Source organism: Virgibacillus sp. JSM 102003, assembly GCF_041949995.1.
Classification (GTDB): Bacteria; Bacillota; Bacilli; order Bacillales; family Amphibacillaceae; genus Lentibacillus.
Map to the genome: position 1 here is coordinate 206,399 of NZ_JBHFQH010000003.1, position 15,304 is coordinate 221,702.

11 protein-coding genes are annotated in these 15,304 nt (G+C 38.7%); 7 read left to right on the forward strand and 4 right to left on the reverse strand.

Annotation, left to right across the window (positions count from 1 at the left end; translation table 11 throughout):
• Position 1: 1 nt before the first annotated feature.
• The 3 genes from ACE1TG_RS05055 to ACE1TG_RS05065 form a co-directional block, all read right to left on the reverse strand.
• Positions 2 to 751: an HAD family hydrolase gene (locus ACE1TG_RS05055; RefSeq protein ID WP_375051270.1), complete on the reverse strand. Its 750-nt coding sequence runs from the start codon at positions 749 to 751 to the stop codon at positions 2 to 4.
• Positions 752 to 1,102: 351 nt separating this feature from the next.
• Entirely contained in the window at positions 1,103 to 1,867 is a 765-nt protein-coding gene (locus tag ACE1TG_RS05060) for a DeoR/GlpR family DNA-binding transcription regulator (protein WP_375051271.1), read from the reverse strand.
• A gap of 477 nt (positions 1,868 to 2,344) precedes the next feature.
• Positions 2,345 to 4,621, reverse strand: a complete 2,277-nt coding sequence (locus ACE1TG_RS05065) for an ATP-dependent DNA helicase (protein ID WP_375051272.1) — start codon at positions 4,619 to 4,621, stop codon at positions 2,345 to 2,347.
• 395 nt (positions 4,622 to 5,016) lie between these two features.
• Here ACE1TG_RS05065 and ACE1TG_RS05070 point away from each other — a divergent pair, with 395 nt between their 5' ends.
• Positions 5,017 to 6,426 (forward strand): MDR family MFS transporter, encoded by a 1,410-nt coding sequence (locus ACE1TG_RS05070; protein ID WP_375051273.1) that lies wholly within the window; start codon positions 5,017 to 5,019, stop codon positions 6,424 to 6,426.
• 404 nt (positions 6,427 to 6,830) lie between these two features.
• Here ACE1TG_RS05070 and ACE1TG_RS05075 read toward each other — a convergent pair whose 3' ends face one another.
• The gene (locus ACE1TG_RS05075; RefSeq protein ID WP_375051274.1) at positions 6,831 to 7,727 is read right to left on the reverse strand and encodes a LysR family transcriptional regulator; all 897 of its coding nucleotides are present in this window, start codon (positions 7,725 to 7,727) and stop codon (positions 6,831 to 6,833) included.
• Positions 7,728 to 8,088: 361 nt separating this feature from the next.
• On the opposite strand from ACE1TG_RS05075, the gene ACE1TG_RS05080 reads away from it, so the two are divergent.
• From ACE1TG_RS05080 to ACE1TG_RS05105, 6 genes are all read left to right on the forward strand, one after another.
• Positions 8,089 to 9,552, forward strand: coding sequence for a sodium:solute symporter family protein (locus tag ACE1TG_RS05080; RefSeq protein WP_375051275.1), 1,464 nt, complete (start codon positions 8,089 to 8,091; stop codon positions 9,550 to 9,552).
• 19 nt (positions 9,553 to 9,571) lie between these two features.
• Positions 9,572 to 10,600 (forward strand): aminopeptidase, encoded by a 1,029-nt coding sequence (locus ACE1TG_RS05085; protein WP_375051276.1) that lies wholly within the window; start codon positions 9,572 to 9,574, stop codon positions 10,598 to 10,600.
• 740 nt (positions 10,601 to 11,340) lie between these two features.
• Positions 11,341 to 12,291 carry an ABC transporter permease gene (locus tag ACE1TG_RS05090; RefSeq protein ID WP_375051277.1) on the forward strand — a complete coding sequence of 317 codons (951 nt, stop codon included), beginning with the start codon at positions 11,341 to 11,343 and terminating at the stop codon, positions 12,289 to 12,291.
• 15 nt (positions 12,292 to 12,306) lie between these two features.
• Complete coding sequence (locus tag ACE1TG_RS05095; RefSeq protein ID WP_375051278.1) at positions 12,307 to 13,212, forward strand: ABC transporter permease; 906 nt, start codon at positions 12,307 to 12,309, stop codon at positions 13,210 to 13,212.
• A 36-nt stretch (positions 13,213 to 13,248) separates the two neighbouring features.
• On the forward strand, positions 13,249 to 14,262 hold the full coding sequence (locus ACE1TG_RS05100; RefSeq protein ID WP_375051279.1) for an ABC transporter ATP-binding protein: 1,014 nt from the start codon (positions 13,249 to 13,251) through the stop codon (positions 14,260 to 14,262).
• A complete protein-coding gene (locus ACE1TG_RS05105; protein ID WP_375051280.1) occupies positions 14,243 to 15,244 on the forward strand; it encodes an ABC transporter ATP-binding protein in 1,002 nt (333 codons plus the stop codon). Before ACE1TG_RS05100 ends, ACE1TG_RS05105 begins: the two co-directional genes overlap by 20 nt.
• The last annotated feature ends 60 nt before the right edge of the window (positions 15,245 to 15,304 follow it).

Sequence of the window (15,304 nt, forward strand, 5' to 3'; positions counted from 1 at the left end):
TTCATTCGTCCATACTAATAAATTCTGGCGTATAATCCTCGATGACATGATCAGCATTAATTAAATGGGTTTGATTTTTTTTTCCAATGCCAATGCTTGCCAGGGTCTTGCCGTATTTGCCCAGCAGCATATCCCCGTTGGAATCTCCAATAATTAATGTTTTTTCGGGATTAAGTGACAGTTGGTCCAACGCGATATGTACCATTTCCGGAAATGGTTTGCCATATTTTACAAGATCACGTCCGATCACGGATGCAAAATAGTGGTCAATTCCCAGGATTTTTAAATGGTTCTTAGCAGTTTGGTGGTTATCGGATGTAACAACCCCCATCTTAACCGACTGCTCGCTTGCCTTTTCAAGAAAGGTATGCAAACCTTTAATAGGTTTAAGCGACAGTTCATCATCCAGGCCGCTTTCCAATTCGCTGTATACTTCATTTACGGTTTGAAAAGCCTGGTTCCATGGGATGTTGTGTTGATAAAGGTTTAGTGAAAGTATTGTCAGGATATCCTGCATGGACCCTATTGCAAGCGGTCCTCCTGGGTCCCATGTAGATGATTTATAGGAAAACCCAAGCGAATTGGCAAACGTTTGTTTTTGACAGATGTTATCCGTTTTGTGTGCTATGCTCTCAACAAGCTGTTCTGTCCAATTCAACCAAAGGGAGCCGAAATCCAATAACGTCCCATCTTTATCAAAAAGGATTCCTTCTATGTCGTATTCCTGATGATTTATTCGGATTCTGCTCATTCGACACCTCCTTTCAAGTTTCCAGTCTTTTGATAAGGTAAAAAAATGTAAGAAACACACATAAACAAATTGTGAGTTTGTGTGTTTTGTGTGTTTGTTTGTCATTAACTAGTTTACAAGTAAATTTATTCATGTCAACCGTATTCTAGTTAATACTTCATAGGTAATGTGTTAAAAGTACCGACATAACAGTGTTTGATGAAGTTTTATTTTTTAATGCATAAAAAAAGCTCAGATTCTTTAGATTGAATCGTGAGCCTCTGATCGTGCCTATATTAGATTAGATTCTGGAAATCAACTAGATGCTGTTTTATTAAATCTTTACCAAGATCCTCAAAGGGCCGGTGTCAGTTATGAATAGACAATATCAATTCCGTTTTGCTGAAATCTCTCAACTACATTTTCACTAATCATGCTGTCCGTCACAACCCGAGTTATCTGGTTAAATTCACATACTTTTACAAGGGAGATTACATCAAACTTGGTGCTATCAGCCAGGACAACACAATTTTGTGCAACTTCAAGCATTTTTTTCTTTAATTGAACTTCACCTATCCCATAATCAGTCAAACCTCTCATAAGGGAAATTCCACTAACGCTCATAAAAAACGTATCAATATGAAAGTTTGAAACAAAATCTTCTGCATAGTCCCCAACGGAACACAACTCTTGATTCCTAAGAATTCCGCCAGCAAAGAGAATGGTGTAATCGTTCATTTCAGAGAGCTCTCGTGCAATCACCATGGAGTTGGTCAGTACAGTCAGCCGTTTGAATCTGGATTTCAAAGCTTTTGCAAATTCGGTATTCGTTGTACTCACGTCAATGGCGATGGACTGCCCCTCTGTTACATAGCGGGTTGCTGTTTTGGCAAGTTCTTTCTTCTCGCTTTCATTTTTGGTTTTTCTGACTGTAAAGGTTAACTCCCGGCTGTCCACTTCGTCTAGAACAGCCCCACCGTGTACACGCTTTAGATAGCCACCCTTTTCCAAGCTTTCCAAATCGCGTCGGATGGTTTCAAAAGAAACACCAAATTTATCAATCAAGTGAGAGACCTTGACTGACTTATTAATATGGATCATTTTTATAATTTTTTCACGCCGCTCTTTTGCAAACAATAAAAGAACCTCCTGCCCCATTGTTATGTAATCGTGTGGAGTTTTCACTATCATACAAAACTAATTACACCCAAATACAACTTTGGTGAATATTATAGCACTTTTGAGTGGCGTCTGTCACTTGTTAATCTGTAATAAAATCAACCTTTCTATGTAGACTGAAAAAGAACTAGGTTAGAACCACCGTTGCCATGCTTCATTGGGGACATGAGGGACAGGTTCCTTGTCCCAGCTGAATTGTAACGGGGATTATTCTCTATGAGATAGAGCTTTTTTAATAAAACTGTTTAAACACAGTGATATAAATCTAAGAAGTTATTTTTTATAAATACCAATAAAGAAGAAGTTGATTAATGTGCAAACACAACAAGAACGTAAATAGGGTATAACAATAGGCGCTCTTGCAGGTGAAACGATTACTCTGTTCAGCAAGGGCACCCGAAAAAAGGTGAAGCAGGATGTTAGAAATTCCATGCTTCAAACCACTCTATAATGCCGCCACTCTTCCGGGAATAGCTTCTGATATTTTGGCTGTAAAAATCTGTCGTCTATTAAGACAATGGTCCCCTGATCGTCCTCAGACCTTATGAGTCTGCCGCCAGCCTGCAGAACTTTGTTCATTCCAGGATAGACGTAGGCGTAATCAAAGCCATTATGTCCTTCATTAGTGAAATAATCCTTGATGATATCTCGTTCGAATCCGATTTGCGGAAGCCCGACCCCAACGACCATGACGCCAGAAAGCCGGTCTCCTTTCAAATCGACCCCTTCTGAAAAAACGCCACCAAGTACCGCAAATCCTACCAATCTTTCATTTGCGCTTGCCTTGAAGGCAGTTAGGAAATCCTCCCGTAACTCCTCCGACATCCCGGTTTCCTGGACAATTGTTTTTACATCTGGTGCTTCCGTTTTAAATACTTCGAAAACCTTATTCATATAGTTATAGGACGGGAAAAAGATGATGAAATTCCCTTCATGCTTTTTCAGGGCATCAAGAATAAACTTGACCATTGGCAACAGTGTCTGTTCACGGTCACGATAGCGTGTGGACAAAGGCTTAACAAGAATCTCTGCATTTTCATGGACAAATGGAGAGGGGATGGATAACACATAGTCATCCTTGGTTCCTCCTAACAGATTTTTATAGTAATCCGCTGGTGTTAGTGTAGCCGAAAAGAAAACTTTAGAACGGAAACCTTTTCCCATTTGCTGAAGCAGGTGTGATGGATCTAAGCAAAGCAGCTTCAACATTACCTCGTTCTTGTCTACTTCAACATAAGAAACAAAGCATTTATCATAGAGCCGGCAGATTTTTGCGAAGTTACTGGCAGCAAAATAAGTATCCACTAAAAGTTGATTGGATTCCTCACTTTGAACCAATTCTTCTTCTGCCACTGCAGTGAACGTTTCCACCAGGACTGCCAGGTCTTCATCCAGTTGTTTTTCTACTATATTTGCCTGCTTTCGCTTTTCAGCGAGACAAACATTGACCGCCTTTGCGGCTTTAGCAACAGCGCCATTTATATCTTTGTATTCTTTTTGTACTTGTAAAAAAGCTGATTTGAATAACACCGCCGAGTACATTTCCCGTGCACGATCAACTAGGTTATGTGCCTCATCGACGAGTAGCACTGCTTGTCTTTTCTGGTCTTCTATTAAGCGTTTCAGGGACACTCTAGGGTCGAATATATAGTTATAATCACAAATAACGGCGTCTGCTGTGTAAGCAAGATCAAGCGAAAATTCAAATGGACAAACGCGATGTTTCCGTGCATAGGCTTCAATCACTGTACGGCTCATTAATGATTCGTTTTCAAAAATGTCTAGAATCGCCTCGTTAATCCGGTCATAATAACCTTCAGCAAAAGGACAATGCTCAGCGGTACATATAGCTTCCTCCTGAAAACAGATCTTGTCTTTTGCTGTAATGGTGACAACCTTCATTTCCAGCCCATTTTCAATCAACAACTGGAATGCTTCCTCAGCTGCTTGTCTGGTAATGGTTTTTGCAGTCAGGTAAAAGATGCGCTGGAGGTTGCCTTCCCCAATCGATTTAACTGCTGGAAAAATAGTGGAAATCGTTTTACCAATTCCAGTGGAAGCTTTGGCAAACAGAACTTTTTTATCAAGTATCGTTTTGTAGACTGATCCCGCAAGCTTGCGTTGGCCATCCCGGTAGACCCCATAAGGAAATGCCAGCTCTTTACTGCTGGTATCTCTGTTATTTATATGCTGAATCTTAGCTTTAGCGTATGTAGCGTATTGACTGACCACTTCCATTACAAAGTCTTCAAGTTCGGTAAGTGTCATAGTACGTTGAAACTGTTTCTGCTCTTCTGTTTTAACTTGCACATATGTAAGCTGAATCGTTATTGCCGCTAGCTCCTGATCTAGCGCATAAATATATGCATAGAAGATAGCCTGGGCCCAATGTACTGGGTAGGTCTCTTCTGTAATAGTACCGAGCGCATGTGAAGTAGACTTGATTTCATCAACGATTACTGAACCGTCCTCCTGAAAAAGCAAACCATCACAGCGTCCGTCCACATGAATGCTTATATTTTCAAAAGGAATCTCCTTTTTTAGATAGACTTCCTTTTGATCATCTTTTTTGTACATTTTTTGTATCTTCTGGTGAGCCTTTGTACCATCTGTAAGAGGGTTCGCTGAACGGAAACCACCGGACTCAATACTCCCACTTCGAAATACGTGTTCCACTAGATGCCGTACCGATATTTTAACAACGTTTGTCATGTAATCACCTGCTTCGTTACATTAAGTTTAGCAGGTCAGCTGATTTTAGGGAAGAGGAAGCATGAGGGCGTTTCTATTGCTTCATTTGGTGGTTGTGGAAGGAGGGCCAATGTGCCTGTCACTTCCCAAATTTTGTTGAATTATACAATAATAATAGCTAGGACAGCTGTTTTGAAACTGGCGACTTTTTTATTTTGGGTTTGATGTTTCGTGGGGATGGCACGATTAATCCCATCTATGATTTTGTGCACGGCCTTTGATAAGATTACATAATCAGAAACACACTTCTAATTTAAGTGTTCAGCGTTTGTTAGTTGATTGCCGAAACATTGTGTGACATGTAATATGGTTGTATATAAATAGGAAACGTAAAACTACGAAGGGAGGCAGGTGAGATGACTGCGGTAAATCTAACACGAATCCAAAGACGCCTAATTGTAGCGATTGTATTGTCGGCCGCTTTTTTATCTGTTTTGACACAATTTCTGCTCATTACAGCTTTTCCAAAAATCATGAGTGCTTTCGAGATTAACTCAACGGAAGTCCAATGGCTGACAACCAGTTACATGTTAACTATTGCCGTTCTGATTCCGATAACGGCTTATTTTATTGATAAATTTCAAACAAGGAAATTAATGATGAGTGCCATGTTCTTGTTTTTTGCAGGGACATTGATCTGTTTGATTGCACCTTCGTTTCCCACTCTGATCGTAGGGCGTGTTATTCAGGGCATGGGGTCTGGCATAATGATACCGTTAATGCAGACACTGTTGTTCCTTTTGTATCCAAAAGAAAAAAGAGGATATGCGATGGGATTGGCTGGGCTTGTGATTAACGTTGCGCCCGCGGTTGGCCCGCCTATTTCCGGTGTTGTGATTAGCTATTTTGAATGGCGTTCGTTGTTTCTAATAACCCTACCGATTGCAGCATGTATTCTGCTTTTTACTTTCTTTTATATGCGCAATATTACCGAGCAAAGAAAAACAGACATCGACATCTTATCCATTATACTGTCAACGCTTGGTTTTGGTGGATTGCTTTACGGATTTAATAACATACAGGAAGGTGGTATAACCGATCCAGTTACACTTACAAGTCTGATTACAGGAACCCTAGCATTGGGTTTATTTGTGGTTCGTCAGTTGCGGCTCGAGACTCCTATTCTGGAAATTCGTGTGCTAAAAGTGCCTGTCTTTGCACTGATTGCGTTTGTATCCATCCTTTCGTTCAGTCTGCTCATCTCAATCGAGACGATTTTGCCGATGTATGTACAGAATGCTCAGCAGTTCTCAGCTTATTACGGAGGCCTGATTGTGATGCCCGGAGCGCTGACACTTGCTGCTATGTCGCTTTTGGCAGGAAGATTGTTTGATAAATACGGTGGCAAAACAATTGCAATTATTGGCTTTGTGCTGCTCAGTCTAAGCACACTCGGCTTTCATTTAATTCTTGGTCTTCATACGCCATTTATTATTACGATGGGGTTATTTATGGTTGCCATGGGCGGGGTGGCATTGATTAATATGCCCATCATGACCGCTGGCATCAATGCTTTGCCTGATAAGCTGATTCCGCATGGGACTGCGGTAATCAATACAGCTCGCCAATTCGGGGGATCATTAGGACTGACGTTTATTATTTCGTTTATCAGTAATGTAGCGTCCGGAACTGAGGCAGTCGTACAGCCAGCTAATTATTTGACCGGTGTGAAAACAGCCTTCTTCGTCGCATTTTTGTTTGCTGTGACAGGATTGCTTCTTTCTCTGTTTTTAGAAAGGGAGAAGCAGCCTGCTGAGAGTGGGTAATGACGTTTGGGTGGCTTTTGCTTATGGAGGGTTTTTTGAGTGCTGTTAAATTAAACAAAAAGGGTAAATGTTTTTCACTTTTTATACCGATCCCTTCGTTGGTATTCCACAATATGTTCCTTTTGCTTAACTGTATTGTATCAAAAAATACCCTTTTAATAGTTTACTTACTATCTTACTATCGGTCTTGTTTGGGTCAATAAATTGTTAGAAGTTATTTATGAAGCCTGGGAACTCCCTACTTGTCTAGTTGAAATTATTATATGTGGTAGCGTTTTTCTAAGTTGATTCTTTCCTTTTCTTTATTATATTTTCTTATATATTTAGTTTAATAAACTTCTTTTAATATTTTTAGTGCTTTTACAACCGATTTGTGAAAAACGATCTATTCACATCCACTCCTGTTAAATAGAGTCCTTCGTTTGAAAGTGATCCTTAACTAATTTAATAAAAGATTCAACAATTGGTGAATTTGTTTTTTTGCGATATGCAATAGACGTTTTGGTTGTAAAACTATTTTCCAGTTGTTTGTATACTACTTCGGGATTTTTTAAAAATCTAATTGATTCTGGTAATAAAGCAATTCCCCAGCGAGATGCTACCATTGCGACGACGGTGTATAACTCCTGGACTTCTAAAGATATCTTCGGGCTAAAACCATTTTTATGTAAAAAGCTAATTGTAGAATAATAATAGGCGGATCCAGCTTCTTTTGCCGTCATAATAAAACGCTCATCTTTTAACATTGACGGATGTAAAGAATGCTCTTCATTAGCTAACCTATGATCTTTAGGCAATACAGCAAGAAAAGTTTCTTTGCGTAAGTCTTCAATTTCTAAAGTTGTACTTTCAATGGGGGAAATGAGTAAGCCAATATGTATGTTTCCCTCATTAAGAGCAACTATTTGTTCTGAAGTGGTTAACTGTTTTAGGTTGATATGAACGTCCGGGTAATAATATTGGTATACTCTCAAAATTTTAGGGAGTAAATCAAAGGTTACTGAACCGGTGAAGCCTAGAGTGAATTGGCCAATATCACCACTTTGAACCCTCTTTACTTCCTCAGTAGTAGAATTAATGAGATCTATGATTTCATAGCACCTTTCTAGAAATACCCGTCCTGCCTGCGTCAATTCTACTTTCCTTTGGGTTCGATTAAATAAGGACACTTCTAAATTGCTCTCTAACTTTTTAATCTGTTGGCTGAGTGGAGGTTGAGCCATTTGTAACCTATCAGCTGCCCTTCTGAAATGAAGCTCTTCTGCTACCGCAATAAAATATTTTAAATGCCTTAATTCCATATTGAACACCCCTATACAATTATTACTTTTCGATTACTCTTCGGATATTACACCGACATCCATTTATAGATTGATATTTGAATAGTATCAATATTTAATATAATAAATATTATACATATCAAATTGGGGTGTGTATACTAAAATAAATAGAATATATAGAAATATCGGTAAATTATAAACCTAAAGGTGGTGGAAGAAATCGAGTGGTTATTTGATATGTCTATCATTGTACTAGTTGGAGTCGCTAATATAGTGGCGGCAATAATTCTTGGAACATATTTATTAAAAAACGATAGGTATCAGTCGGAAAAGGATGAAAGCGCTTAACATTATATTAAAGCATTATAAAGGAGGGGAATAAATGAGTTTTTGGACATTGTTTGGATTCTTTTTAGTAGTAGCGCTTTTGATAATTGTTGTTATTGTTGCTTATACAAAGGCTAAGGATGTTAATTCATTCTTTATTGCTGAAAGAAAAGCACCCTGGTATTTAATTGTTGGGTCATTGATGGCTTCAACAATTAGCGGGGCAGCCTTCCTGGGAATGCAAGCTTCCTTTTATAATACAGGTGCTTCTGTTTTTTGGATCTTAATTGGCTGTTCATTAGGGTTTTTTATTATGTGTTTCTTTGTAGGGCCTAAGCTTAGAAGATTTGGTAAGTTTACTATACCTCAATATTTAGCGGAGCGCTTTGATAGTCCTCTATTAAAACCTGTGTTCTCACTTTTAGTTACCATTTGGATGGTTATTCTAATGGGAACCCTTTATGTACAGGGTGGTTTATTATTTGAGAGTATGTTTGGATTTAATTACTCCACTAGTATTCTCATTATTGGTGTTGTCACCGTATTATTAACTGTTTTTGGCGGAATGATTTCTGTGCTTAATAGTGATTTTATTGCAATGTTCATTCTTCTAATCGTATCTGTTATAGCTTTTCCAATCATTATTAATGCAGCTGGGGGATGGGGCGAAATTACAACTTTTGTTATGGCAGAGTCGCCCAACTTCTTTACAAATACGAGTGGTGTTGGAACTTTTGCATCACTATCATGGGTTATCATTTGGAGTCTTGGTTACTTAGGGCATCCAGGATTTCTAACCCGTTTCTTCACAGCTAAAAATGAACGGGAAATAATAAAAGCAGGTATTGGAATTTCTGTAATTTACCTGCCCTTCTGGATTATGATTTTTGCAACTGCTACAGCAGCAAAGATCTTGTATCCAAATATTGCTGATGCAGAAACAATTTGGATGGTTTCAATGGTGGATTATGCACCAGCATTTATCGTAGGACTTGGCATGGCAGCAATATTTGTTGGGATTTTATCTTCCGTAAACACTTGGTTGTTAACAGCTGCTACAAGCTTAACTCTTGATATCTATAAAACGCTTATTAATAAAAATGCTTCCGAAAAACGAGTTCTTGGTTATTCAAAACTTGTAATTGTAATTCTAGCTGTTGTTGCAATACCAATTGGGATTTGGCGACCAGCATCTATCATTGAGATGATGAATATTGCATATGCTATTGCCGGTAGTGCTGGAGGCTTGGTTATTCTATTGAGTATGTATTATAGAAAAATGACGAAGGAAGCGGCTTGGTCCGGTATTATTTCCGGAGCCGCTATTGCAATTATTTGGAGATTGGGACAGGGGGTTGGATTTGTACCAAATAACATTGATCCAATTATTCCAACCTTGGCTATTTCTTTAACACTGATCATTATCGTAAGCAAAATGACCCAACCATCAAAAAAGACATTAAACATGTTTTCTCGATTGCAACAACCAGAAATTGCAAAGAAAAGTACAACATTATAAGGGGAAGGACTGAATTATTATGAACGTAAGACCAGATATTTTTAAAGGTGCATCAATTCTTGTAACAGAATGTGCAAAGGTAGAACCAGGTGAAGATGTCTTAATTATTACCGATACCGCTAGTCTTAAATATGGTGAAGCAATTATGGCTGCAGCCTTATCAGTAACAAAAAATGTTGATTTGGTGATTATGCCTGTTTATGGAAGACTTCATGGTATGAATCCGAATAAATCTGTATGTGAAGCAATGAAAGCTGTTGACGTTGTTTTCATGCCAACAGTATGGTCAATGAGTCACACGAAAGCTCGTCGTGATGCCAGTCGCGCAGGCGCTCGTTGCTTAACCATTCCATCTGTTGATGATGAGTTATTCGCCCGTACAATGGTTGAAACCCCTTTTGAAGCAATCAAGGATACTGTTATGACTGTTAATCAAATGCTTACAGAGGCCAACGAAGCTGAAGTAACAACACCAGCTGGTACAAATCTATGGTTCAATCTAAAAGGTAGATACAATATTGACCTTGAGCATGGTTGGTTACACAAAGGAAAAAAAGAATATGAAGATAAGTTCGCAGCCCCTCCTTGTGTGGAAGCGAATATCGCACCATTAGAAGGCACAACTCAAGGTAAAATTGTCGTAGATGCTGCTCACTCAGCAATTGGTATGGTAAGTGAACCTATCTATGTAACCGTAGAAGATGGAAATATTTCAAAGATTGAGGGAGGTAATGAGGCTTCTCTACTTGAAATGCGTCTTGAAGAAGTAGGTGATCCTGGTATCCGTCAAGTAGCTGAATTAGGTATAGGTTTAAATCCTAAAGCAAAATTACGCGGACAGTTCATTGAAGATGAATCTATCTACGGCACCGGACACGTCGGAATGGGTAACAATGAATCTACAATGGGTGGTGAACTTATTGTTAATGGACACCTTGACAATATTTTCTGGTATCCAACCATTAAGTTAGATGGCAAAGAAATTTTTAGGAATGGAAGATTAGTGAGTAAAGATCTACCTGAGCTTACTGGATACTATATTAAGTAAACTGTAGGGGAGATAATTGGGTTCAGTGCTAGATTATTTTAGACGACTGATAGGGGCTACCGATCATTTTAAGTGACTTTGTCACATTCCAGGTTTTGTAAAGAATCCTGAATATATATTGATAAGGGCTGCTGGTTTGATAGAACTGGCGGCCTTTTTTTAGTTTTAGTTCTGTTGCTTCATGGTGTGAAAAGTCATTTAGTTAAAATAGCATTTCTCTCCAATACTATTTTGTCTTTCTTGAACGAAACGAGTCAATTCGACGTCATGGTATTTATCGGATGACTGGTATCAAAATTGAGTTTATCAAACCCCCTCTATTTTGGGATACGAACCATTCCGTATAAGCCGTTTAACTTATTATAGGTGGGAAAAATTAAAAACTGAAAAGGTTTTTAGAGGTGTATTTTGTAATATTCATAAAAAGTAATTGAAATATAGTATCAGTTATAAACCTTTTATAACTGACTTTAATAATGAGATCTTTTGGATAACCATAAATAAATTCAGTATTAGTCTACTTAAAGGAAGGTTATTTACAGGAATTTTCCTTAAAAATTCTAAAAGATTGTCATTATAGGACAAGTTAGAGAATAGAATACTAGCAAACTAATTATATAAAAAGTAATATATTGAATCTATAGAAAAGTGGTTGGTAATTAATTGTATCTGCTTGCAGAGGAGCATTAACAAGTTTCTAGGATGAGATTATAGATCTGTTAGTTAAAGGAGGTCTATCTATGTATCTATACATATTAAAAAGGATTCTTTCACTTGTGCCTGTCTTATTAGTTGTGTCAGTAGTTATCTTTATGATAATTCATCTGACACCTGGTGATCCTGCGTCTGTCATTTTAGGTGAACAAGCTACTGCTCAACAAATTGAGGAGTTACGTCAACAGCTTGGTCTCAATCTTCCATTATATGAACAATACATGAATTGGATATTTGGTGTATTTCAGGGGGATTTAGGTTTCTCCTATTTCATGGAAGAGCCAGTTACACAAGCTATTGGTAACCATATAATGCCTACAATTTCTCTTGCGCTTTTAGCAGAAATAGTGGCTTTGTTAATTGCTGTCCCCCTTGGAATAGCTGCTGCAAAGCGACGGGGGTCAACTATGGATCAATCTATTATGGGTTTTTCCTTGTTGGGTATGGCTGTGCCAAGCTTTTTATTAGGACTTTTTTTAATATTGTTGGTAGGCGTTCAACTAGAATGGTTACCAGTAGCTGGATATCAGCCTTTAAGTAGTGGGTTATGGAACCATATTCAGTACCTCATTATGCCGGCAATTTCATTAGGTGCTATACAAGCTGCCCTTTTTGCTCGTATGACTCGCTCCTCAATGTTGGAAGTGTTAAACACAAATTTTATTAAAGCGGCTCGTTCTAAAGGTGTAAAGGAAAGAAATGTAGTATATAAACATGCGCTACGAAATGCTTTTCTACCTGTTCTCACAGTAATTGGTCAAACGTTTGGGACCCTAGTTGCAGGTGCTGTAGTTACGGAAACTATTTTTAATATTCCTGGCATTGGCCAGCTAATAATTAATTCAGTAGAACGTCGCGACTATGCCGTTATTCAGGGTGTGGTACTGTTTGTAACCTTTTCTTACGTTTTCATCAACCTGATCATTGACTTATTGTACGGAGTAGTTGATCCACGCGTTCGATTAGAACGTAAATAGAAAGGTGTGTATTGCATGAGGTCGAATGGATCTAATGTAGAACTTTCAAATATTAAACATAGCTTAAAAAAACAACAAAGGCAATTGTTTGTCCGACGGCTATTGGCCAATAAGATGATGGTAACTGGAGGCGCCATTACTATCTTTTTAATCTTGTTTGCCCTCTTAGTGCCGTTATTAGTTCCATTCGATCCTTATGAAATGGAAGTAACCGACCGTTTACAAGGACCAGGCAGTGAATATATATTAGGTACCGATAACTTTGGACGTGATCTACTATCCCGTGTTGCTTATGGTGCACGTGCCACAATGGGAGTTGGTTTTGCCGTTGCAGCCTTGTCTTCAATTATAGGGATGATTATTGGCCTATTTGCAAGCTATTACCGTGCACTGGATCATCTCCTAATGCGAATTTGTGATGGGCTAATGTCAGTACCAGCTATCTTATTGGCTATAGCCTTAATGGCGGCTTTAGGCCCAAAAACCGAAAATGTCATCATCGCGTTAAGTATAGTTTTTAGCCCTTATATAGCACGGGTCATCCGTTCCGCTGCTCTTGTAGTCCGTGAAGAAACTTATATAGAGGCAATGAGGTCACAAGGAGCAAGTACTGCGAGGATAATTTGGCTGCATATTTTGCCAAACACGATTTCACCACTTGTAGTTCAGGCAACATTCGTTTTTGCTGAGGCTATTATTGTTGAAGCTGCATTAAGTTTTTTAGGAGCTGGTGTCCCAGCTCCAGATCCAAGTTGGGGTAACATCTTATATGACGGGAAGATCGTTATTTTTGAAGCGTGGTGGATGACGGTATTTCCAGGAATTATGATTATTCTGTGCATATTAGGTTTGAATTTATTAGGTGATGGCCTTCGTGATTTAATCGATCCCCGTATTAATAATGTGAAAAAGCGTTCCTAAGGCATAACAAAATTCTTGAAAGATAGGGTGATTACGATGTCGAAACAACCTCTTTTGGAGGTAAAAGATCTGAAGACAAGTTTTCAGACCGAACGAGGAAGCGTTACAGCAGTCGATGGAATTACCTTCAATGTTGATAAAGGTGAAATACTAGGGGTGGTTGGTGAATCGGGGTGTGGAAAAAGTGTTACCTCCCAGTCGATTTTGCGCTTACTGGATGAAAACACAGCAAAATATGAAGGTAAAATTGAATTTAATGGAATCAACTTGTTCAAACTCTCTCTAGGAGATGTGCAAGCTATACGAGGAAACGATATTGCGATGATTTTCCAGGACCCATTGAGTTCACTTAATCCAGTTTATACTATAGGTTATCAAATAACTGAAGCAATCATGCTACACCAAAAGGTCTCCAAAAAAGAAGCTTATGTCAAAGCAATTGATATGCTACGGTTAACCGGAATTCCAGCTCCCGAAAAACGTATAAACGAATATCCTTATCAGTTATCGGGTGGGATGCAACAAAGAATAATGATTGCAATAGCACTCTCCTGTGAACCCCAACTATTAATTGCAGATGAACCGACTACAGCATTAGATGTAACCATTCAAGCTCAAATTTTAGACCTAATATTAAATTTGAATAAAAAACGCGAAATGGGTGTGATTTTTATTACTCATGACCTTGGCGTTGTTGCGGAAGTTTGTACTCGTGTTGTAGTTATGTACTTAGGACAAATCGTAGAGGAAGCAGACACTGAAAATCTATTTAACAATCCACTTCACCCCTACACCAAAGGATTAATACAATCAATTCCCCGTCTTAACAGTGATCGTTCAAAAGATCTGCACGTAATAGAAGGGACTGTTCCATCATTAGAAGATGTCCCAAAAGGATGTCGGTTTGCGCCGCGTTGTCCGTATGCTGATGAACTTTGCCGTGAGAAAATGCCGGAACTAAAAGAATACCGGGGACAAAAAGTCAGATGTTGGCATACAGATAAAATCGTTTTTAAAGAGGAGGAAAGTCATGTCTCTCCAAACAGATGATTGCAATTTTCCCTTATTGGACGTTCAGGGATTAAAGAAGTTTTTTCCTGTTAAAGGGAAAGGACTAATAGAGAGTTTTAGAAGGGAAAAGGGGCAAGTGAAAGCTGTGAATGACCTCTCCTTTCAACTTTATGAAGGGGAAACACTTGGATTAGTAGGAGAATCTGGATGTGGTAAAAGTACTACTGGGCGAACTATTTTGCGCTTGACTGAACCAACAGAGGGTAAAGCGATATATAAAAATAAGGATATCTTTAAGTTAAATGGTAAGGCGCTTAGACAGATGCGGCAGGAATTACAAATGGTGTTTCAGGACCCTTACTCCTCATTGAACCCACGAAAAAGGATCGGTCACACCTTGGAAGAGTCTTTGGCCATTCACTCCATCGGAACCAAACAAGAACGTACTGAAAGGGTTATGGAGATTCTATATAAAGTAGGAATGAAGCTGGAGCATTATTACCGTTATCCGCATGAATTTTCAGGTGGGCAAAGGCAACGTCTTGGGTTGGCTCGAGCCCTAATCGTAAATCCTAAAGTCGTAATTTCTGATGAACCTGTTTCCGCACTTGATGTGTCCATTCAATCTCAAATAATTAACTTATTGAAAAAGCTGCAGAATGAAATGAAGCTAACCTACCTGTTCATCGCGCACGATATTAGTGTGGTACGCCACATATCCGATCGAATAGGTGTGATGTACTTGGGTAACATCGTAGAGGAAGCTCCTACTGATAAACTATTTGAATCACCACTCCACCCGTATACGAAAGCTTTGCTATCTGCGGTACCGATTCCTGATCCACAGATTAAGAAGGAACGAATAATCCTAAAAGGGGAAATACCATCTCCATTAAACCCTCCATCAGGATGTGTTTTTCATACTAGGTGTCCTCACGTCATGAATATATGTAAAACACAAACACCTATGAGAAAGGAAATGTCTATTGGCCATTCTGTAGCTTGTCATTTATATGAATGATTTTAATTGATGGTATTTATGCCCTATTTCCTATAAAGATCCTTATATTTTAACAGGAGG